The sequence below is a fragment of the Actinotignum sp. usb-actsch-rep-73 genome (assembly GCF_059082735.1).
On record NZ_JBHNPV010000087.1, the window covers coordinates 24,761 to 46,611 of the forward strand.

General features: G+C 55.7%; 21 protein-coding genes and 2 tRNA genes. 13 read left to right on the forward strand and 10 right to left on the reverse strand.

The genetic code is table 11. The annotated features are described in order from the left end of the window. Nucleotides 1–56: 56 nt before the first annotated feature. The 5 genes from trxB to AC5RE1_RS09495 all read left to right on the forward strand — a co-directional run bounded on the left by trxB (nucleotide 57) and on the right by AC5RE1_RS09495 (nucleotide 3,929). Nucleotides 57–1,097, forward strand: a complete 1,041-nt coding sequence (gene trxB / locus AC5RE1_RS09475) for a thioredoxin-disulfide reductase (RefSeq protein ID WP_179370090.1) — start codon at nucleotides 57–59, stop codon at nucleotides 1,095–1,097. 101 nt (nucleotides 1,098–1,198) lie between these two features. Beyond that, nucleotides 1,199–2,284, forward strand: coding sequence for a YeiH family protein (locus AC5RE1_RS09480; RefSeq protein ID WP_040318349.1), 1,086 nt, complete (start codon nucleotides 1,199–1,201; stop codon nucleotides 2,282–2,284). Nucleotides 2,285–2,441: 157 nt separating this feature from the next. Further along, nucleotides 2,442–2,873, forward strand: coding sequence for a YchJ family protein (locus tag AC5RE1_RS09485; protein WP_179370089.1), 432 nt, complete (start codon nucleotides 2,442–2,444; stop codon nucleotides 2,871–2,873). Beyond that, the gene (locus AC5RE1_RS09490; RefSeq protein WP_179370088.1) at nucleotides 2,870–3,634 is read left to right on the forward strand and encodes a phosphatase PAP2 family protein; all 765 of its coding nucleotides are present in this window, start codon (nucleotides 2,870–2,872) and stop codon (nucleotides 3,632–3,634) included. The genes AC5RE1_RS09485 and AC5RE1_RS09490 overlap by 4 nt, the downstream gene beginning before the upstream one ends. Nucleotides 3,635–3,689: 55 nt before the next feature. Then, nucleotides 3,690–3,929 (forward strand): hypothetical protein, encoded by a 240-nt coding sequence (locus tag AC5RE1_RS09495; protein WP_006680602.1) that lies wholly within the window; start codon nucleotides 3,690–3,692, stop codon nucleotides 3,927–3,929. Nucleotides 3,930–4,016: 87 nt separating this feature from the next. Here the strand turns inward: AC5RE1_RS09495 and AC5RE1_RS09500 are convergent. The 10 genes from AC5RE1_RS09500 to dnaA all read right to left on the reverse strand — a co-directional run bounded on the left by AC5RE1_RS09500 (nucleotide 4,017) and on the right by dnaA (nucleotide 14,931). Further along, nucleotides 4,017–4,089, reverse strand: a tRNA-Ala gene (locus AC5RE1_RS09500). A 7-nt stretch (nucleotides 4,090–4,096) separates the two neighbouring features. Next, nucleotides 4,097–4,234 (reverse strand): DLW-39 family protein, encoded by a 138-nt coding sequence (locus AC5RE1_RS09505; RefSeq protein WP_006680601.1) that lies wholly within the window; start codon nucleotides 4,232–4,234, stop codon nucleotides 4,097–4,099. 32 nt (nucleotides 4,235–4,266) lie between these two features. After that, nucleotides 4,267–4,340: transfer RNA gene (locus tag AC5RE1_RS09510), tRNA-Ile, on the reverse strand. An 89-nt stretch (nucleotides 4,341–4,429) separates the two neighbouring features. After that, nucleotides 4,430–4,825 (reverse strand): DUF3566 domain-containing protein, encoded by a 396-nt coding sequence (locus AC5RE1_RS09515; RefSeq protein WP_006680600.1) that lies wholly within the window; start codon nucleotides 4,823–4,825, stop codon nucleotides 4,430–4,432. Then, nucleotides 4,822–7,455, reverse strand: coding sequence for a DNA gyrase subunit A (gene gyrA, locus AC5RE1_RS09520; RefSeq protein ID WP_006680599.1), 2,634 nt, complete (start codon nucleotides 7,453–7,455; stop codon nucleotides 4,822–4,824). Before gyrA ends, AC5RE1_RS09515 begins: the two co-directional genes overlap by 4 nt. Before the next feature lie 57 nt (nucleotides 7,456–7,512). After that, entirely contained in the window at nucleotides 7,513–9,540 is a 2,028-nt protein-coding gene (gene gyrB, locus AC5RE1_RS09525) for a DNA topoisomerase (ATP-hydrolyzing) subunit B (RefSeq protein WP_006680598.1), read from the reverse strand. 248 nt (nucleotides 9,541–9,788) lie between these two features. Further along, the gene (locus AC5RE1_RS09530; RefSeq protein ID WP_179370087.1) at nucleotides 9,789–10,463 is read right to left on the reverse strand and encodes a DciA family protein; all 675 of its coding nucleotides are present in this window, start codon (nucleotides 10,461–10,463) and stop codon (nucleotides 9,789–9,791) included. Next, nucleotides 10,460–11,647, reverse strand: a complete 1,188-nt coding sequence (gene recF / locus AC5RE1_RS09535; protein ID WP_006680596.1) for a DNA replication/repair protein RecF — start codon at nucleotides 11,645–11,647, stop codon at nucleotides 10,460–10,462. The genes AC5RE1_RS09530 and recF overlap by 4 nt, the downstream gene beginning before the upstream one ends. A gap of 5 nt (nucleotides 11,648–11,652) precedes the next feature. Then, on the reverse strand, nucleotides 11,653–12,789 hold the full coding sequence (dnaN, locus tag AC5RE1_RS09540; protein WP_179370086.1) for a DNA polymerase III subunit beta: 1,137 nt from the start codon (nucleotides 12,787–12,789) through the stop codon (nucleotides 11,653–11,655). A gap of 576 nt (nucleotides 12,790–13,365) precedes the next feature. Continuing rightward, nucleotides 13,366–14,931: a chromosomal replication initiator protein DnaA gene (gene dnaA / locus AC5RE1_RS09545; RefSeq protein ID WP_424133815.1), complete on the reverse strand. Its 1,566-nt coding sequence runs from the start codon at nucleotides 14,929–14,931 to the stop codon at nucleotides 13,366–13,368. A gap of 509 nt (nucleotides 14,932–15,440) precedes the next feature. On the opposite strand from dnaA, the gene rpmH reads away from it, so the two are divergent. From rpmH to AC5RE1_RS09585, 8 genes are all read left to right on the forward strand, one after another. Further along, nucleotides 15,441–15,581 carry a 50S ribosomal protein L34 gene (rpmH, locus tag AC5RE1_RS09550; protein WP_101628105.1) on the forward strand — a complete coding sequence of 47 codons (141 nt, stop codon included), beginning with the start codon at nucleotides 15,441–15,443 and terminating at the stop codon, nucleotides 15,579–15,581. Between the two features lie 31 nt (nucleotides 15,582–15,612). After that, nucleotides 15,613–15,945 (forward strand): ribonuclease P protein component, encoded by a 333-nt coding sequence (gene rnpA / locus AC5RE1_RS09555; protein WP_218840465.1) that lies wholly within the window; start codon nucleotides 15,613–15,615, stop codon nucleotides 15,943–15,945. Continuing rightward, a complete protein-coding gene (gene yidD, locus AC5RE1_RS09560) occupies nucleotides 15,942–16,355 on the forward strand; it encodes a membrane protein insertion efficiency factor YidD (protein WP_103632872.1) in 414 nt (137 codons plus the stop codon). Before rnpA ends, yidD begins: the two co-directional genes overlap by 4 nt. 10 nt (nucleotides 16,356–16,365) lie before the next feature. Beyond that, the gene (yidC, locus tag AC5RE1_RS09565; protein ID WP_006680590.1) at nucleotides 16,366–17,703 is read left to right on the forward strand and encodes a membrane protein insertase YidC; all 1,338 of its coding nucleotides are present in this window, start codon (nucleotides 16,366–16,368) and stop codon (nucleotides 17,701–17,703) included. A gap of 103 nt (nucleotides 17,704–17,806) precedes the next feature. Next, nucleotides 17,807–18,331, forward strand: coding sequence for a Jag family protein (locus AC5RE1_RS09570; protein WP_006680589.1), 525 nt, complete (start codon nucleotides 17,807–17,809; stop codon nucleotides 18,329–18,331). After that, nucleotides 18,328–19,026, forward strand: a complete 699-nt coding sequence (gene rsmG / locus AC5RE1_RS09575) for a 16S rRNA (guanine(527)-N(7))-methyltransferase RsmG (protein WP_006680588.1) — start codon at nucleotides 18,328–18,330, stop codon at nucleotides 19,024–19,026. Before AC5RE1_RS09570 ends, rsmG begins: the two co-directional genes overlap by 4 nt. A gap of 180 nt (nucleotides 19,027–19,206) precedes the next feature. Further along, complete coding sequence (locus AC5RE1_RS09580) at nucleotides 19,207–20,094, forward strand: ParA family protein (RefSeq protein ID WP_006680587.1); 888 nt, start codon at nucleotides 19,207–19,209, stop codon at nucleotides 20,092–20,094. 351 nt (nucleotides 20,095–20,445) lie between these two features. Next, nucleotides 20,446–21,813, forward strand: coding sequence for a ParB/RepB/Spo0J family partition protein (locus AC5RE1_RS09585; RefSeq protein WP_179370085.1), 1,368 nt, complete (start codon nucleotides 20,446–20,448; stop codon nucleotides 21,811–21,813). Nucleotides 21,814–21,851 lie beyond the last annotated feature (38 nt).

The window sequence follows — 21,851 nt, forward strand, 5'->3', positions numbered from 1 at the left end:
AGGGTCAATAGGTGCCTGAAGCCTGACACTTTTGGCGATCTTTTCGAAAGGTAATGATGGAATTTACAGTGACGTCTGACCTGCTGGCCGTGAACACGGTTGATGCCGAGGTCGAGACCGTTTCGACCACACCGGCAACCCGCCCGTCTGGTGAGGTTCCCGCAGATGCGACCATTCACGATGTCATCGTCGTTGGTTCTGGTCCTGCCGGTTACACGGCTGCCATTTACACGGCTCGCGCCGGCCTGAAGCCAATCGTGATCGCTGGAGCTCTCGCTGCCGGTGGCGCTCTGATGACGACGACTGAGGTTGAGAACTTCCCCGGTTTCCCCGAAGGTATTCAGGGGCCCGAGCTCATGGATAACATGCGTGAGCAGGCAGAAAAGTTCGGCGCGGACGTTCGCTACGAGGATGTCACCGCGGTGAACCTGTCGGGTGATGTGAAGGTTGTGGCCGTCGACGACGAATTACTGTACGCGAAGGCTGTTATTCTGGCGACCGGTTCTGAGTACCGTCACATGAATGTTCCGGGCGAGGATTCGCTGTCGGGTCGCGGTGTTTCCTACTGCGCAACCTGCGACGGCTTCTTCTTCAAGGATCGTGTGCTGGCCGTTATCGGCGGTGGCGACTCGGCAATGGAAGAAGCAACGTTCCTGACGAACTTCGCCTCCAAGGTGTACGTCGTGCACCGTCGCGATGAGCTTCGCGCTTCGAAGGCGATGGCTGACCGTGCGAAGTCAAACCCGAAGATTGAGTTCGTGTGGAATTCGACCGTCGACGAGGTCCTGGGTACCGACGAGGTCACGGGCCTGCGTTTGAAGAGCACCGTTGATGGCACGCTGTCCGACCTTGATGTCAATGGTGTGTTCGTGGCGATTGGTCACCTGCCACGCACGTCGTTCCTCGCTACGGACGTCGCACTGGACGACGCCGGCTACATCGTGGTCGACGAACCATCAACGCGCACCTCTGCAACAGGTGTCTTCGCCTGTGGCGACGCCGTCGATCACACCTACCGTCAGGCGATTACGGCTGCCGGTTCCGGTTGCCGCGCGGCCCTTGATGCCGAGCGTTGGTTGGCATCGAAGAGCGACTGATCATCTATCCGTGATGTGTGAGCGCGTGCAACAGCGCACATCAAGGTAAAAACGGGCATTCATCTCCTAATCTGCTCGGCTGGGCTCATACAGTTATCTGTATGAGCCCAGCTTCAGTTTCATCATCATCTGCTCCGACCCCTGCGCCAGCCACGGCGACTCAGTCTGGCCGGTCCGCCTCGTTGATGCGTATGTTGCCCGGCATCGCACTGTCTTTCGTTGCGGTCGGACTGGCATTGCTCATCAACCATTTTGTGCCGGCGCTGTCGGTAATGCTGGTGGCGATCATTCTGGGTGTTTTTCTGCGGAATATCGCACAGCTACCCGCGGTCCTGGATCCCGGTCTGGTTTTCACTTCCAAGCGTCTGTTGCGTGCTGGCGTTGTGCTATTGGGCCTACAGCTGGTGGTAGCCGATATCGTGGCACTGGGCGCTGGGATGATCGGTGTTGTTGTTGCGGTTATCGTCTTGGGTATTGTGTCGACGCTTCTTGTGGGGCGAGCTCTGCACCTATCGATCACGCAGACACTGCTGATCGCGTGCGGTTTCTCGATCTGCGGTGCGGCCGCTGTTGCCGCGGTTGATGGCGTTATTGAAGCTCAGGATCGCGAAGAGGTTGTCACCGCTATTGCGCAGGTCGTCATTTTTGGCACGCTGCTGATTCCGTTGATCCCGATTCTCGGCACGCTGTTCGGTTTGGATCCGCTAACCACTGGCTTGTGGGGTGGCGCAGCCACACACGAGGTTGCCCAGGTTGTCGCGATTGGCGGTGCGTTGGGAGGTGGCGAGGCACTGTCTGGTGCGGTTGTTGTGAAGCTTGCTCGCGTGCTGATGCTCGCTCCCGTTATGGCGACGATCAGCATCTGGAGGCGTCAGAAGATGGCGTCGGGAGCTCAGATCCCCGGTATGGGTTCCGAGGGTGGCAAACTTCCGCCTCTGATGCCACTGTTTGTCTTCGGATTCATCGTCATGGTCTTCGTGCGGTGGACCGGGATTGTGCCCGCGTCGTGGCTTGCGGTTCTGAAGATTATTCAGACGGCGCTACTCGCCTCGGCAATGTTCGCACTGGGCACGTCCGTGAAGCTGCGTGATTTTGCGTCCGTTGGCCCGAAGCCGTTCATTCTTGCTACCTCGACGACTGTCATTGTTGCTCTGACTGGCTTCATCGGCGTGATGCTGGCGCACTGATTCTTCGCTTACCGTCAACAGAGGGCCTCCGCTACCGCCCTCTTGCTGGCGTGGGGTGAGACCAGTGTGGTCGCCCTCGTATAGTGGTGAAAACAGCGACGGGCACACCCCTGTCCTGTTCGCTCCTCGTAAAATCTGCCCGGGTAGGCTGATTCGTATGACGTTTTCTGACGTGCCACGTAAAGGCGTAGCATCCGCGCAGGGCCTCGCACCCACTGACCCGTGCACCTGCGGTTCTTCCATCGCATTTCGCGCGTGTTGCTCCCCGATCCTTGACGGCGAGCCTGCACCCACCGCCGAAGCCCTCATGCGTTCACGCTACTCCGCCTTCGTGCTGGGCAACGAAAACCATCTTTTCCGCTCGTGGCATCCGCGCACACGCCCCGCTCCCCCATACATTGACCCGCAAATAACATGGAACAGGCTCACCATCGTCGACACCGTCACGGGCACCGAAAACGACCAGGACGGCATCGTCGAGTTCATCGCTGACTTCACCCACGCACGAGGCCACAACCGCCTGCACGAACGCTCCACCTTCACCAAGCGCGGTGGCCGGTGGGTCTATGTCGACGGGACGATGATGTGAATTCTCACCACACCCACACCGACCATATCGCCACCGACTACATCCACCCCGAGCTCCGCGACCTTGTCCACTCAGTTGGCTTGATCGGCTGGACGCGGATTATTGTCGGCAACTGGGCGATTCTCGGCGCAATCATCCTGGGCCTGTTCATTCACCTGAAATCTGTTGCGAACTTTGATCAGGCGGTTCTGAACTGGGTGCTCACGATCCGCATCGATGCGTTGACCGCGTTCATGAAAGCGGTGACCCACCTTTTCTCCCCAACCGTTTCCGTGATCGAAGCGGTCGTCATCGGACTATTGATCTGGGCAGTCTCAAAGTCGTGGCGCTTCGGGTTGTTTATTCCTCTAGTGATGGCGGTGTCAGCGGTTGCAACGTCGCTGGTCAAGCTTGGTATCGAACGAGTCCGCCCACCGATCCCAGAGCGCCTCGTCGTCGAACTCTCCCATTCTTTCCCATCCGGTCACACCACCGCCGCCTCCGCCCTCGCTATCAGTGCTGCTCTGCTTGCGTTACATGCATGGGGACTATCCCTGATCAATGTCGGTATCGCAGACTCCCGCCTTTCATGGAATCGACGAGGCTACGCCTGCCTGATCTGGGCGCTCGCGATCTCATTAGTGGCGCTTGTGGCCACAACACGCATTTACCTGGCCGCGCACTGGACAACAGACATCATTGGTGGAGCGCTGATGGGATCAGGTACCGCGCTGATCTTGGGAGGTCTTTTATTGAGCCGCCACAGCGTCCACACACGCTAGACAGTGAACCATGTCACGGCCATACTGGGACTATCCCGGATGAAAGGAGACACCGATGTCTCTGGTGTTACGGTGGCTTGTCGCGTTCTTCTCAGGCTGGGTCGTCATCCTGATTGCAACAACATTTTCAACCGAGGTCGCCGCAGCTGACACCTACCGTATCTGCGCTCATGGCTATGTCATTATCGGCGCGTTCTTTCTTGCTGTCGCAGTGTTCCTTTACCTGCTGATTCAGGCTCTGTCGGCCACAAGTACGACCATTGAACTGCGCGGAAACTCTGACCAGTCCGCTTAGTCAAACATGTATGTGCCACGCCCGTGCGCGCCCAAATCAGCGGCAACAAACGAAAAACCCCGGCACCGAAATGTACCGGGGTATGTGTGGAGCTAACGGGACTCGAACCCGTAACCCCCTGCTTGCAAAGCAGGTGCGCTACCAATTGCGCCATAGCCCCAATGACATCAATCCTGGAAAGGATTGTCCGTCACGGATTTCCACAACTCTACATTGTCGGAGAGATCTTCGAGAATCTGTCGCACAACAATACCCGCTGCAACAGCCGTAGCCACCGCACTGAGTGCTGTGATCCATTTCTTCATTGGATCTCCGCCTTTCTTGCGATTGCGGAACGTGGGCCTAGATGGGCTCGAACCATCGACCTCAGTCTTATCAGGACTGCGCTCTAACCTACTGAGCTATAGGCCCAACCTTGTACCCCGAAGAGCACTCGATTATGTTACGCACACCCACCGTCCAACTTCAAATTGAATGGCGTGATGTAGCGCACCACACGATTATTCGTCCATCAAGGAGATCTTCACGCCACCCACCAGGGACGCGATGAGGTTGTACAGCATGGCGCCAAGGGTTGAGATGGCGGTCAACAGAACAACATTCGCGACACCGGCAATGGTGGCGTAGGATAGAACCTTGGGAAGACGCAGATAGTCAAGGAACGGGATGAACTTTTCACCACCGATGGTCTTCATGAAGTCTTCGATGGTGGAAAAGACATGCATACCGTCAACCATGAACCACAAGACAGCGGTTGCAATCACCATGGCAATGCCGAATGCGACGGAAAGAAGGAAGCTCACCTTCATTACCGTCCACGCATCGACTCGCGCGATAGCGATATCAACTCGACGAGGCGTGTCATTGATGGAATACATGCCGTGCGCGTCGCTCATTCGTCATTACCTTCCTGGGTGGACTCTTGCTCTGACGCTACAGTGTTATCAGCGCTTTCGTCAGCATTCGAAGAGTTTGTCGGCGTTTCATCACCCAAGCTATCGGAGTCCTGAGATTCAGATTCGCCATCTTCATTATCAATATCGCGCTCCGGGTTCGGAGTGATCGCGATGATGCGGTCGTCCTCGTCCGGGCGAGCGAAAATGACGCCCATCGTGTTGCGTGCCGTTGGGCGAACGTCCGAGGCGTTCACTTGGACCAGCTTGCCGGATTCGGTGATGACCATGACGTCTTCATCCGGATTGACCACAAGTGCACCAACAAGGCCACCGCGTTCATCAACGAGCTTGCCAACGCGGACACCCAACGTGCCACGGGACTTCGTTGGGTATTCCTCAACCGGAGTGCGCTTCGCATAACCGGAGTCAGTGACGATCAGCAGATCAGCGCCCTCGCGCGGAACCTCCATGGACAGCAGTTCGTCGTCACCGCGGAATCTCATGCCACGAACGCCCGCCGTGGAGCGACCCATCGGGCGGAGCTGCTCGTCGGTGGCGGCGAAGCGGACTGCCTGGCCATCACGCGAGACCAGGATCAGGTCCTGATCAGCGTTAATGACCTGTGCGGACACGAGCTCATCCGGGTTACCGGCCTCATCTTCACGCAAGTTGATGCCGATGATGCCACCGGTACGTGAGGACTCGTAGAGCTTCAGCGGAGTCTTCTTCACCAAACCGGACTTGGTTGCCAAGACAAGGTAGTCGGCGACCTCGTAGTCGCGGATGGCGAGGACCTGCGCGATGTGTTCCTCCGGCTGGAATGCCAGGAGGTTTGCAACGTGCTGGCCCTTGGCATCGCGACCGCCTTCGGGGATCTCGTACGCCTTCGCACGGTACACGCGGCCGAGGTTCGTGAAGAACAGCAGCCAGTGGTGCGTGGTCGTGACGAAGAAGTGCTCAACAACATCATCTCCGCGCAATTGCGTGCCACGAACACCCTTGCCACCGCGCTTTTGCGAACGGTAGTTGTCGGTGCGCGTACGCTTCGCAAAACCTTCGCGGGTGATGGTGACGACCACGTCTTCTTCGGGAATGAGGTCTTCCATCGACATTTCTCCGTCGAAGGCGACGATGCGCGTGCGACGGTCATCGCCGTACTTGTCGACAATTTTCTGCAGTTCACTCGAGATGATGGAACGCTGACGCGCCGGCGTATCGAGGATGTCCTGCAGATCGGTGACTCGCGCGGTCAGTTCGGCATGCTCGTCCATAATCTTCTGGCGTTCCAGAGCAGCTAGACGACGCAGTTGCAGGGCGAGGATCGCGTCTGCCTGAACCTCGTCCACACCGAGCAAGTCCATGAGGCCCTTACGTGCTTCGTCGACAGTCGGCGAACGACGGATGAGCGCGATGACCTCGTCGAGAGCATCGAGTGCCTTGAGGTAGCCCTCCAAGATATGGAGGCGTTCCTGAGCCTTGCGCAGACGGAACTGGGTGCGACGCACGATGACGGAAATCTGGTGCGTGATCCAGTGACGAACGAAGCCGTCCAAGCTGAGCGTACGCGGGACACCGTCGACGATCGCCAGCATGTTGGCGCTGAAGTTTTCCTGCAACGGAGTGCGCTTGTACAGGTTGTTGAGAACGACCTTGGCGACCGCGTCACGCTTCAAGACGATGACGAGGCGCTGGCCGGTACGACCCGAGGTTTCGTCACGGATATCCGCAATACCCTGGATCTGGCCGTCACGAACCAGCTGAGCGATCTTGTCGGCAAGATTGTCGGGGTTCACCTGGTAGGGAAGCTCGGTGACAACCAGGCACTGGCGTCCCTGAATTTCCTCAACGTTGACGACTGCACGCTGGGTGATGGAACCGCGACCAGTTCGGTAAGCGTCTTCGATGCCCTTGCGTCCGAGGATCGTGGCGCCGGTCGGGAAGTCCGGGCCGGGGATGCGCTGAATCAGAGCCTCAAGCAGTTCCTCGCGGGATGCTTCGGTGTTCTCGAGCGCCCACTGGATACCGTCGGCAACTTCTCGCAGGTTGTGCGGCGGGATGCGGGTCGCCATACCGACCGCGATACCTTCGGAGCCGTTGACCAACAGATTCGGGAAGCGGGACGGCAGAATGGTCGGCTCTTGGTTCTTGCCATCGTAGTTGTCCTGAAAATCGACGGATTCTTCATCGATATCGCAGACCATTTCCATCGCCAAAGGCGCCATTTTACATTCGGTGTAACGGGGTGCTGCGGGGCCAAGGTTACCCGGCGTACCGAAGTTACCCTGACCGGCAACCAGCGGATAGCGCAACGACCACCACTGCACCAGACGTGCCAGCGCATCGTAGATCGCGGCATCGCCGTGCGGGTGGTAGTTACCCATGACGTCGCCGACGACGCGGGACGACTTGGAGAAGGAGGAAGTGGGTCGGTATCCGCCGTCGTACATCGCGTAGAGCACGCGACGGTGAACAGGCTTGAGGCCGTCACGCACGTCGGGGAGGGCTCGACCGACGATAACGCTCATCGCGTAGTCGAGGTAGGAGCGCTGCATTTCTACCTGCAGGTCAACCGGCAGGACACGGTCGTAGTCGACAGCCGCGTCGGTTGTGTTGTTTAGCTCGTCGCTCACGTTTTTCCTTAAGTTTTATTGACGAGGCCGGCCTGCGGCCGGTGCGTGACTGTTAGATCAGATATCGAGGAAGCGCACGTCAGAGGCGTTGCGCTGGATGAAGGAACGACGAAGATCGACGTCGTCGCCCATGAGGATCGTGAAGATCTCATCGGCGTCGGCGGCCTCATCGAGGGTGACCTTCTTGAGGATACGGTGAGCCGGGTCCATGGTGGTTTCCCAAAGCTCGTGGTCGTTCATTTCGCCCAGACCCTTGTAACGCTGGATGCCACCTTCCTTGGGCAGGCGGTGATTAGCTGCCTGACCCGCTGCGAGAAGCTTGTCACGTTCCTTATCTGAGTAAGCGAATTCGTGCTCGGCGTTCGTCCACTTGATGCGGTAGAGCGGAGGCATTGCGATATAGGTGTGGCCCTGTTCGATCAGCGGTCGCATGTAGCGGAACAGCAGAGTGAGAAGCAGGGTTGCGATGTGCTGACCGTCGACGTCGGCGTCGGCCATGATAACGATCTTGCCGTAGCGGAGCTTTTCAAGATCAAAGTCTTCACCGATACCGGTACCGAACGCTGTGATGAGTGAGCGGATCGTGTCAGAGGACAGCGCGCGATCAAGGCGAGCCTTTTCAACGTTCAAGATCTTGCCTCGGATCGGCAGGATCGCCTGGTGTTCGGGGTCGCGACCACCAACGGCGGAACCACCTGCGGAGTCGCCCTCGACGATGAAGATTTCGCATTCTTCAGCCTTGCGCGAGGAGCAGTCACGAAGCTTGCCCGGCATGGACGCTGATTCAAGGACACCCTTACGGCGGGTGGCTTCGCGAGCCTTGCGGGCTGCGACGCGTGCCTGCTGCGCCTGCTGACCCTTGTTAATGATCGCCTTCGCGTCTGCGGGGTGAGCATCGAACCAGTCGGTGAGCTGGGAATATACCTGCTGCTGAACGAAGGTACGTGCCTCGGTGTTGCCGAGCTTCGTCTTCGTCTGACCTTCGAACTGCGGTTCGGTCAGCTTGATCGAAATGACGGCTGTCAGTCCTTCGCGGACGTCATCGCCGGTCAGATTGTCATCCTTCTCTTTGATGATTCCCTTATCGCGACCGTAGCGGTTCACAATGGTCGTCAGCGCCGTGCGGAAGCCTTCTTCGTGCATACCGCCTTCGGTCGTGTTAATCGTATTCGCGAAAGTGTGGACGCTGGACGAGTAGGCTGTGGTCCACTGCATCGCGATCTCGACACTCATCGTGCCTTCATCGTTTTCCGATTCGAAGTCGATGATGTCATTGTTGATCGTTTCGATCTTCTTCGCCGAATCCAGGTATTCGACGTAGTCACGTAGACCGTGTTCGTACATGTAGGTGACCTGACGGTGACCGGGAACCGGATCGTCTGCGGGACCCATTTCATCGCCGGTGATCTCGTCGCCCTCATCAACAGCGGTGGGGCGCTCATCGGTCAGCGAAATACGCAGACCCTTGTTCAAGAAGGCCATCTGCTGGAAGCGCTGACGCAGGGTCTCGAAGGAGAACTCGGTGGTTTCAAAGATATTTGGATCCGGGTAGAACGTCTGTGTTGTGCCCGTCTCGGTGGTTTCTTCGCCACGTTCAAGCTTCGTGATCGGCGTACCGCCGTTGGCAAAGGACATCCGCCACGCATAACCCTGACGACGGACAATCGTGTCGACGCGGGTCGACAGCGCGTTCACAACCGAAATACCGACGCCGTGAAGACCACCGGACACCGCGTATCCGCCACCGCCGAATTTGCCACCGGCGTGCAGGATGGTCATGACAACCTCAACCGTGGGCTTACCTTCGGTCGGGTGAATATCAACGGGAATACCTCGACCGTTATCTTCGACGCGAAGACCACCATCGGCAAGAATTGTTACTTCGATGTGATCCGCATATCCAGCTAGAGCTTCGTCAACAGAATTATCGACGACCTCGTAGACCAGGTGGTGCAGACCGCGCTCACCGGTTGAACCGATATACATACCTGGACGCTTACGAACCGCCTCAAGCCCTTCCAGAACGGTGATGTCTGAAGCGCCGTAGCCTTCAGCCCCGCCTGTCGTCTTTTCGTTGTCAGCCACGCGGCTCCCCTCATACAAGCTGGGCCTGAAAAACCCAACGATTTAACGCATTAATTCTACCAAAAATGACCATAAAACCGGGGAAACTCACGCCGTGACAAAGGCAATGAAATATCTTCTGACCTGCGAATATAGGTATGTGACCAGTCACACCCTCACCGTGATAAGAAACAGACAACCATCGACGCGCACACCAGAAAAACACGTGTATTTTCCGGTCGCATCATCGTCACCTGATCCGGCCCCAATCAGCCGTATGTATCGCGCGGACCCCGGCCTCGTACCGACAGCGGACCTTTCTTCCACGAAGGCGCCACCGGACCCAAAACCACAACCTGTTCCACCACGCCACTACCGACAACCTCGCTGATGCGACGCAGAATTCTGGGGAGCAATAACTGCAGCTGTTTCGCCCACGCCGTTGACGTACAGCGCACAACAATCTTCTTGCCTTCGAAGCTTTCAATGTGCGTGTGCTCGGCAATATTCGGACCAACAATCTCGGGCCAGCGATTCGACACCGACGCAATCTGGATCTGATTCGACCAGCTGTTATCCTTCACAAACGAACTCAGGATCGAATCAATACGCCCAGACCGATGATACGAGCGATGCATGGCCGCCATGCCCGGTGTCTTTACCCACACCTCTGGGCGATGGCGCTGAGCCTGAACAATGCCACTCAAGTCGCCGGCTTCAGCCATCTTGTCGCTGAAATCAGATTCGGCTGATAGATCTACCTGACCACGAGACATATCCACCGCGCAATCTTCATTCGCGCCAACAAGTGCCCCCGGAGTCGGACCTTTCACTCCTTGCATGACGAACGTGGGCACGGGTGAACGCGTGAAACCTCGTGCGCGCGCATCCATCTGAGCACGCGCCAAGGCCGCTGCCAGGAAGTCTTCTTCGGGCTCGTTCATTCTTGGACTTCCGAGCCGTTGTCGACCGACCACGCCACTTTCACAACGTGTGCATCCAATTCGGGAGGAATATCGCCCTCAACAGCAGCGGTGATTAGCACCTGATCCGCTTTATCCATACGCGTGGTGAGTCCAGCTCGCCGTTTCGTATCAAGTTCGGCGAACACATCGTCGAGGATCAGAATCGGGGTTTCACCGTCATCAGCCAGAAGATCAAAAGCTCCAAGACGCAGAGCCAACCCCACCGACCAGGATTCGCCGTGGGACGCAAAGCCCTTCACAGGCATATGTCCAAGACACAATGACAGATCATCACGGTGAGCACCCACAAGGTTCACTCCCCGCTCCATCTCTTGATCCTGAATACGTTCTAAGGCGGCCAACAGACGCTGAGTCTGCGCCTCAACATTCTCCAAGTCGGCGCTTGTCGGATCGTCCGGATTCGTCCCGATTTTTCGGTCGATTGACGCATCCATCGCCAAAACCAAGTGGCGAGGAGAATCGGCAACATCGTCATATGCCGTTGCCACGGGATCAGACAATCGACGAACAAGAGATGCTCGCATTGCCGTGACCTGGCTGGACAATTCAGCGAACCGCTCATCCCACACAGACAGCGTTGAAATATCTGGGATGCGACCCCGTCGCAATGCCACCTGCGCCTGCTTCATCAACGCAGCCCGCTGGCGCGCCACTCTGTCAAAATCAGACTTCGTCTGCGAATACAGGGGGTGAATCTGAACCGCAATATCATCAAGAAATGCCCTGCGTACGCTGGGATCTCCACGAACAATCTGCAAGTCCTCGGGTGCAAAGACAACCGTACGAACGAGACCCAGAATGTCTTTCGGCTTCACGTTCGTGCGATTAATTCGCGCCCGATTTGCCTTGCCACGCACGATCTCAAGCTCAAGAACCTGGGAGCGATCGTCTTCCAAGGCTGTCTTCACGCGGACAAACGCTCCAGCCGGCGGGCGCTCCTCGACATCTAACGGAATACGAACCAGCGAGGACTCCGCAGACACCCTGTGCGAAGAAAATGTCGACAGGTAAGCGATAGCCTCAATGAGGTTTGTTTTCCCCTGACCGTTGGCGCCAAGAAAGACCGTGGGACCAGCCGGTAATTCAATGACGACGTGGCACCATGATCGAAAATCATCAAGCGCGACGTGCGAGACGCGCATGAAGATCAGGCACCGAAGCGAATCGGCATCAACAGGTAGCGGAACTGCGTCACTTCGCCTTCATCCACCTTCGACTGGCCGGTCATCACGGCGGGCTTGGTCGAGTGAGTGAAACCGAAACGAACAAAATCCGTGTCGAGAACGCCCAGGCCATCAAGCAGGAACTGCGGGTTGAACGCGGTCGCAATATCTTCACCATTCAGGTGAGCTTCAATTGCTTCGGATGCCTGAGCGTTATCTCCCTGACCGGCTTCGAGAACCAGCTGACCATCCGAGAAAGACAGGCGAACCGAGGTCTTGCGCTCTGCAACCAGCGACATACGCTTCACAGCTTCAAGCAGTTCGTGGCGGTCGCACACTGCGGTGATCGGCGTAGATTCAGGGAACAGGCCACGAACCGGCGGGTAATCGCCGTCCATCATGGTCGACGTGGTCCGACGGTTCGACGATGCGAAGCCAATCAACGAGGCCCCGCCCGCAACCATTTCACTAGACAGACCAATTTCGACCTTGGCACCCGACGTCATTGACTTCGAAACATCCTGAAGAATGCGAGCCTTCACGAGGGCAACCTGTTCGATCGAAGTATCGGCAGGCTCCCAATCAAGTTCACGCATTGCCAGACGGTAACGATCAGTGGCAAGCAAGGTCATGTGTTCGCCGTCGATTTCCATTCGAACACCGGTCAGAATCGGCAGAGTGTCATCGCGCGATGCGGCAATAGAAACCTGGGAAATAGCCTGTGTCAGAACCTCGGAGTCAACGGTTCCCGCAAGCGGTGGCTGAAGTGGAAGCAACGGATATTCATCCAAAGGCATGACAGCAAGCGTGAAGTGCGAAGAACCACATCGCATATTCACCTTCTGACCATCAAGTTCAATGGTGACTGGCTTATTCGGCAACGATTTGGAAATGTCTGCCAGCAGGCGACCTGAAACCAGAACTTCGCCTTTTTCTTCCACATTGGCCGGAATACGCGAATTAGCGGAGACTTCGTAATCGAATGATGAAAGGGTCAGTTCCTCATTGTCTGCATGAATACGCACACCGGCAAGGATGGGGCTAGCTGGGCGAACAGGCAGGGCGCGAGCAGTCCACGACACTGCCTCAGAAAGAACGTCTCTTGCGACGGTGAACTTCATGCCGGCCTCCAATTAAAAACTCGGTCAACGTACGTACGACATATGCCTCGCCATTCTACCTGTATGCACTACAACTATTCACCTAGAAAATATTTTGTTGTGAATAACTATCGTCTGACACTTTTTATCGTTGTTTGATTACCCATAATCCACCGCGTTCAACGCAATAGATTCCAATTGACTCGTTCAACGTGAATCCACAAGGTGGCACGCTCACATCTGTTCGGTTGATTTTTTCGCTACGCGTTTTTTAAAAGGAACCTTCATCATCAGTGTTGTGTACACAGTGGAGAACTATGTTTTTCGTTGGAATATAGCCACACTGATCGTGGATAGAGCTGAGTACGATCGTGTGAATGACACAGGAGCAGTTGTGGATGAAAAATGACTGGTTTTTGTCATTCACACGTAAGCCCACTCCATCATCAGCAAATGACACGTTTTCCACTGTGTCATTCACACCGAGGAAAGCTCTGATATGTGATGTGCAGTGACGGCAGGCAGGTATAGCTCCGCCCTTCGACATCCTTGAAGGGATACAGACTTCGAATAGGGTGACCGCGATAGGTCGAGTCGTCAGTTTCCGCCTCGCGCTACCTTCTTAATACGGTTCGTCAATTCAGTGACGTCGTTATAGACCTCGCGACGCTGTTTCATTTGTTCCAGGATCTTCTTATTTGCATGCATGACCGTCGAATGGTCACGGTCGAATGATTGACCGATCTTTGGCAAAGACAATTCGGTGAGCTCGCGACAGAGATACATAGCGATCTGACGTGCCTCGACAATCGCGCGACTGCGATCAGTTGAACACAGCTGGTCGATAGTGACGTTGAAATACTTTGCACACTGACCCATGATCAGCGGAATAGTAATTTCAGTGTCGTCGGGGTCAGAGATGTAGTCCTTCAAGGTCATCTCTGCCAACGCCAGGTCAATCTTCTCGTGGTAAAGGTTCGCATACGCGACTACGCGAAGGATGGCACCTTCGAGCTCACGAATATTCGACGAAATACGTTCAGCAATATACGTGAAGATTTCAGGGTCAATATCCAGATTTTCGTCTGCGGTCTTCTTCTGCAAGATCGCAATACGCGTTTCCAGATCTGGTGGCTGAACATCAACCAGCAGACCCGATCCGAAGCGTGACCTCAAACGTTCCTCAATGCCTTCGAGGTGCTTGGGCTGAACGTCCGAGGTAATGACGATCTGCTTATTGGCCTGATAGAGAGCATTAAACGTATGGAAGAAACCTTCCATCGTCTGCTCCTTCTTAGAAAGGAACTGAATGTCGTCGATTAATAGCAGGTCGAGTTCACGGTATCGACGGTGGAATTCTTCAACGGCCGAGTTATTGGGGTTGTTGACACGAATTGCATTGATGAATTCGTTGGTGAATTCCTCGGATGATACGTAGCGGACCTTCTGGTTTGGGTAGAGCGACAGCGTGTAGTGGCCGATTGCTTGCAGAAGGTGTGTTTTGCCCAGTCCGGATTCGCCGTAGATAAACAGCGGGTTGAAGTCAGTTCCCGGAGATTCCGAAACGGCGACAGCTGCCGCGTGAGCGAAGCGGTTCGACGGACCAATAACGAAGGTATCGAATGTGTGTTTTGGATTCAGCCTGGTTGACGAGGTATCGAGTGCGCGATCGGTTGATTGAGGCGCAACGTATGAGAATCGCTTGGGATCGTGCTCTTCAAACGAAGAATCTGGGAAGTCATTGATGGCTTCAACGCCGTCGAGCTGTCGAAGTCGTTCTTCTGCCGACGGGTACGAAAAGCTCTGTGCATAGGTGGGTGTATCGCCGGTCTGGTGGTGCCCCGCGCTGGGTACCTCATTGGTAGTTGGTTGATTATCTTCGGTTGACGAGGCCACCTCTACGTTCTTCGCCTGATGCTCTTTTTCGTCGGCGGTTTCTGGCAGTTCCATGTCCGGGTCAACGGTGATGGCGATCCTGGTGCGTTTTCCAAAGGTCTGGGACAGAGCATCCGTCACGCTTGACGATGAGCGTTCAATCCAGTTCTTCGTGAAGTCATTGGGAACGGACAGAAGAATTGTGCCTTCGATATTGCCCAAAGGACGTGTGGATTGAAGAAATCCCATGCCTGCGGGACCAAGACCTGTCTGAGCAAGTAACTCCAATGCTTGTGTCCAAGCAGCATTCAACGATGGAGTTTCCACAATCGATCCTTTAAATAGTGCGAAGTTGCGTGAGGTCTATCACCGAATTATGCCCCTCATTGAGCAGTGGTGACGTCGCTACTCTACTTGTCTTGTGAATAATTCACAGCCTGTGGATGAAGTTGTGGATAAGAATCTTTAAATCACATATTTGTAGTTACAAAAGTGTCAGCGCGTAGTTCCGCCAAAGAATCGACGTTCACGCTAACGAAAAGAAATTCATGTGATTTTCATTTGTGGAAAAGTTATCCCCAAGGTATTCCACAGTTGTGGATACGGGGACTTCGTCACAGACGGCGCTATCACATTGACTGATAAAACCTGAACTTCTAACCTGGATATCTGTCTGTGCCCACGCAAAAGGGCGCGCAAGAGGTTCCTGCGCACAACGAGTGCGGTGGAACCTGAACCAATACAACCGACAAGTTGAGTGCCAGCGGTGCTGGTGCTCGCCGCCAAGGAGAACAGCTGTGACCACCAAGCGGACTTTCCAGCCCAATAACCGCCGTCGTGCCAAGACGCACGGTTTCCGTCTGCGCATGAGCACCCGCGCCGGCCGCGCCATTCTGGCATCGCGTCGCCGCAAGGGTCGCGCAAAGCTGTCTGCCTGAGACTGCACTGGTGTTGCCTCGCGCACACCGGATGGTCGATCCAGGCGATTTCCGCTCAACCTTTCGACAGGGTAAACGGGCCGGAGATCGAGTCCTGATTGTCCACGCTCGAACCGACGAGGGTCAGTTGAACTCCCTCGTCGGTTTCGTCGTACCCAAAAAGGAAATCAAACTGGCCACGGGACGCAACCGTGTGAAACGACAGCTCCGGCACCTCATGCGCGATCGGCTCGACACTCTGCCCGACGGTTCACGCATCGTCGTTCGAGCAAGCTCCCAGGCCCTCGGCTGTACATCAGACGAGCTCGCTACACACTTAGACTCGGCTCTTCACCGCGCCTGGAAGAAGTGGGACGCTCGATGAGTGCGCGGCCTCGTGAACTAGTAAGGCGAATCTTCACCTACCCGATTCGTTTCTACCAGCGGTATATTTCGCTCAGAATCGCACCACGATGCCGATATGCACCCACCTGCTCGGCATATGCGCTCCAAGCCATCGAAATCCACGGAGTTGTCAAAGGCATCATCCTTGGCACCTGGCGACTCCTTCGATGCAACCCTTGGAGCCACGGCGGAGTCGACTACGTCCCCGAAGTTGGACGCTGGAAACCAGAGCCATGGGTACCACCAGAAGATTGGGCCGGTAACGCAACCGACATCGTGCAACCCGCCCCCATGGGTATGAGCGACGAATACGCTTCGTTCACTACCCCCCAGAATTTCCCGGCATCCGCCGGACGACCGAAGGACGCTTTCAGCGTCCGCACTTCTTGAAGGAGCGCGCATGTTTGACAAGATCCTTCACCCCTTCGCCATAGCGGTGGCGTGGGTATGGGTGAAGATCCACGATTTCCTTGAGCTGATCGGATTCTCATCCGGTTCGGGTGCAGCCTGGGTGATTTCAATCGTCCTGCTGACCCTGATCGTTCGTATCCTGATCGTGCCGCTGTTCCTCAAGCAGATTAAGAGCTCGCGCGCCATGCAGGCTGTCCAGCCTGAAATGCAGCGCATCCAAGCCAAGTACAAGGGCAAGACCGACCAGCTGTCACGTCAGAAGCAGGCCGAAGAAACCCAGGCTCTCTACAAGAAGTACAAGGTCAGCCCCTTTGCTTCCTGTCTGCCACTGCTGGTCCAGATGCCGATCCTGTTCGCCATGTACCGCGCCATCTACGCGGTCAAGGACCTAGCAGCCGGCACCTACAAGTACGCCAACATCGAAACCGACCACCTCGGTCCGATCACCCAGGCAGTTGCATCCGACATCAACGGCTCGACCGTTTTCGGTGTCCCGCTGTCGCACACCATTACTTCCGGTGATGGCACTGTTGCCGTCGCCGTCTTCGTCATCGCGATCATCGTGATGGTTGGCCTGCAGTTCTACTCCATGCGCATGTCCATGGTTCGCAACATGCCGCCGGCAATGGATCCGAACAACCCGATGGTTCAGTCGCAGAAGTCCATGCTCTACGTCATGCCACTGATGTTCGTGTTCTCTGGCGCCTTCTTCCAAATGGGCGTTCTGGTCTACATGCTGACCGGTTCCTTCTGGGCACTCGGTCAGTCCTTCTGGACGATCAAGGTCATGCCGACCCCCGGCTCACCGGCCTACAAGGAGCTCGTCGCACACCGCGAAGCACGCTACGCCGAATGGGCAAAGCCCTTCTTCGCTTCCTACGACGAAGCACGCTCTGCCCTGCCCGCAACAGCTGACAACGCCGAGGTTATCGCTCTGAATGAGAAGACCTTCGCTGAAGCAGCTTCGAAGGCCAAGGCTCAGAAGGTCGCCACCGACTTCCCCGAAACCATGAGCGCCGGCGAAAAGGTCTCTGTCCTGCGCAACCTGTCCATGCAGGAATGGACCACGCTCCCCGACGAAATGTGGATGCGTAGTGTCAAGGATGCAGCCTCTAAGGCCAATGAACGTCGCGCCCAGCAGGAAAAGCGCGAGCAGGCTAAGAAGATGTCCCGCGAACAGCGCAAGGCACAGTCTGAACGCAATCGTGCTCGCGAAGAGCGCAAAGCCGCTGTCTCCGACACTTCCGGCCTGTCAGCCGATGAGCTCGAGCGCCGTCGTCAAGAGCGTCGCAAGGCCCGCCGCCAGTCCAATAAGAAGAAGCGCTAAGGGATACGAGGCCTGGCCCGTTTACAGATACCCAGTTTTGTCCGGGTGGCCGACCTCGTGAATAGCGCATTGCACTCAAGCTGAAAAATTAAGGGAGAACCACATGAGTGAGAAGACCAAGTCCACGATTGAGCGCCTCGAAGAAGAGGGCGAACTCGCAGCCGACTACCTGGAAGAGCTGCTGGATATCGCTGACCTTGATGGCGACATTGAGATCGATGTTGAGAATGATCGCGCAAGCGTCGAGATCATCTCCGAAGAGTCCGCTACACTCGAACGCCTAGTTGGTGAAGACGGCGAGGTCCTCGACGCACTTCAGGAACTGACCCGTCTGGCAGTTCAGACCGAAACCGGTGAACGTTCGCGCCTGATGCTCGACATTGCTGGCTTCCGCGCCGACCGCAAGGCCGAACTGCAGGATATCGCGATGGAAGCAATCGCACGTCTGCGCGCCACCGGCGTCGCTCAGAAGCTTGATCCGATGAACCCCTTCGAGCGCAAGGTCTGCCACGACGTTGTCGCCACCGAGGGCCTGCGTTCCGAGTCCGAGGGTTCCGAACCCCACCGTTGTGTTGTCATCCTTCCCGCCGATGAATCCGACGAGATTGAAGAGAGCGACGCCGAGTGAGCGAACTCGACATTTCAGCTGATCAGGGCGAGTTTCATGACCCGCTGAAGCGCAAGGTTGGCGATCCGTTTATCCCGGAACAGCCCACCGATGAGGTACGCGAATTCTTCGGACCGGCTTTTTCTGACGTCGAAGAATACGTCCACATGCTCGAAGAAGAAGGCGAAATTCGAGGACTTGTCGGTCCGCGTGAGATGCCTCGACTCTGGTCGCGCCACGCTGTCAATGCAGCAGCTGTTCTCGACTTCCTTCCCCGCTCGGGGCAGATTCTCGACATCGGTTCGGGCGCGGGACTTCCCGGTATCATCATCGCGATCTGCCGTCCTGAATTGGATGTCCACCTTGCTGAACCCATGCAACGTCGTTGCGAGTGGTTGAGCGATGTCATTGACCACCTAGCATTGGACAATGTCACTCTGCACCAGGTGCGTGCCGAAGAACTGCGTGGCAAAGGCCAGGCTGACGTGATCACCGCACGCGCGGTCGCCAATATGTCGAAACTGATCCGCATGACAACGAAGCTCATTGCTCCGGGTGGATCACTGGTCGCTTTGAAGGGGCGCCGTGCACCCATCGAAATTGATGAGGCAGCCAAGGAATTGAAGAGCCATCATCTGCGCGCTCAAATCCACGAGGTTCCTTCCATCATGGAAGAAGAATCTACATACGTGGTTGTCTGCAAGCGTCAGAAGTAGGCTCTGGGTGTGCCACCGTCGTTAACGCTGTGAGGCTTTGGCTCTCGACACATGGGCTGTGGCGCCTAGCGTCTGTCGTTCAATTTACCTATGGTCGCCCGTAGACTTTCATAGGGTGTTCGCCTAGAACTCGTTCTAGGGCACGCATCCGTTGATAGCAGTTTCAAGAGAGGATCTCAGATGAGTTCAGGTAAGCGGAGTGATACTCCCCTGCTTTCTCAGATCGAACAGAATATGCACGATCGTAAGATCCTGGATGCTGCTACCTTCGGTCGCCCCTCGAAGACTCGCGTCATCGCTGTCGCTAATCAAAAGGGTGGCGTTGGAAAGACAACATCTGCCGTTAACATTGCTGCCAGTCTTGCATTGGGTGGCCTGTCGGTTGTCGTCATCGATGCCGATGCTCAGGGCAATGCATCAAGTGCGCTCGGCATTGAACACCCCGCAGGAACACCGTCTACGTACGACGTTCTGATTGGTGGCACTCCCCTGGCCGAGGTCCTTCAGCCATGCCCTGATATTGAAGGGCTTTTAGTGTGCCCGGCGACGATTGATTTGTCAGGTGCAGAGATCGAACTGGTTGATTTACCGTCCCGCGAATTTCGCCTAGCCGACGCGGTTAAGCATTTCCTTGCAACGTCGCGCGATGTTGATGTCGTCTTGATCGACTGTCCCCCGTCGCTCGGTCTTGTCACCCTGAATGTCATGGTTGCCGCCCACGAGGTCATGATTCCGATTCAGACCGAGTATTACGCTCTTGAAGGACTCTCACAACTCTGGACCACCATCGACCGCATTGCCTCTGACCTGAATCCGAAGCTCCACGTTTCCACGATGCTTCTGACAATGATGGATAAGCGAACGCGACTCAGCGAAGAGGTTGAAGCTGAGGTTCGTACCCACTTCCCCGCTTTGACGTTGCAGACGGTTATCCCCCGCTCCGTTCGTATTTCCGAGGCTCCTTCATACGGTCAGACCGTCGTTACCTACGACCCGCGTAACACCGGTGCACTTGCGTATCGCAAGGCCGCTTTGGAGCTCAGTTTGCGTCTTGCTCAGCAGAGCTAACCGGGGTTTTTTGGGGTAGTTTTTTGTTTACCTGCTCCATTTCGACGTGGTCAAATAGCCTTTGACCTGCGATAATAATAGTTGTTCTATGTGTGCCGGATGTTGGCCTTAGAGGTTGTTTCACGCGAAACAATCACGTTGCAATGTGCATCGTTGTGCACTTCTGGATGCCTCTGCTTCCAATGTTTCACGTGAAACAATGGCGATGATTACCTGTTCTCTGCGTGTACGAAGAACGCATTCATATCTAACAATTGCTCACTGAAGATTTCTACAACCCCGTGCTACGAGATATGCGCATCGATGTTTCACGTGAAACAATGAAACATAAACTCGTCACGGAGGTTAATGATGGCAGATAAGAAGTCGACCACAGGTGGCCGTCACTCAGCATTGGGTAAGGGGCTCGGTGCTTTGATTCCAAATCAGATTGATACTCAATCGACCGAGTCGTCATCCCCCAGTGTTCCATCAAATCCTCTCGATGTGTTCTTCCCCGCCCGTCCGGCTGGTCAAGCTCCTTCAGCGTCACGTAAACGCGGAGGTTCAGCAGCGTCTCTTCTGAATCCGAAGACAACAAAGTCTGCTTCAAAGACGACGAAAAAAGCGTCTTCACGGACTAAAAAGGTGGAGGCGTCCACGTCTGTTTCGCCAGCAGAAAGCCTTGAGGAAAACGTAAAAACGCGTTCGAGTGCCACGAAAGCGCGTTCAACTCAGTCGAAATCGGAGCCGCGTAGACTGTCCCCCATTGCCGATGCTTTCGATAAACACAGTGCTCAGGAATCGAATCGGCAGCTGGATCAGCATGATTTGTCGTCTGATGAAGCGAATGTTTCACGTGAAACATTGGATAACCTCGTTCCGGTTCCAGGTGCAACATTCGCCGAAATTCCGCACGATCTAATCGTTCCGAATACCAGGCAACCTCGTGAAGTTTTCGATGAAGATGATCTTGCCGAACTTCGCGACTCGATTCGTGAGGTCGGTGTTCTTCAGCCGATCGTTGTGCGTCCGATTAACTTTGACGCTCCGATGACTGAGCGAATGCAGGAGTTTCTTGCAGAGAAGCCGAATGCTCGTTTCGAACTCATCATGGGTGAAAGGCGTCTTCGTGCGTCCGAGCTAGCTGGTCTTGAGGCAGTTCCTGCAATTATTCGCCAGACGGAAGACTCCGATCTTCTGCGCGATGCGCTCTTGGAAAACCTTCATCGTGCGCAGTTGAACCCGCTGGAAGAAGCATCTGCATACCAGCAGCTGATGGCCGACTTCGGCACAACTCAGGAAGAGCTTTCGAAGAGAATCGCACGGTCTCGCCCGCAAATTGCGAACACAATGCGACTGTTGAAACTACCCCCATCGGTTCAAAGCAAGGTTGCCGCGCAGACTATTTCTGCTGGTCATGCGCGTGCATTGCTCGCATTGAATAGCCCTGAAGAGATGGAATCTCTTGCTCAACGTATTATTGCTGAGGGCCTTTCGGTGCGCACAACTGAAGAATTGATTCGCTTGGGACGGGTAAAAGCTCAGACCGGTCCTACGCGCAGGCGCGAAAAGATTGTGTCTGCTCTTGGGCAGGCGGTGATTAGCTCTTTGTCAGATGTCTATGAGACTCGGGTGACGATCACGGAAGGCGTTCGTAAAGGCAAGATCGTGATTGAGTTTGCTGGAGAAGAAGATCTCCAACGTATCGCGGACCTGATCGCGGAACAGAAGCGGTAACGTTTCTGGCCTTGTCCTGCTTGGAATACGCCCTCTTC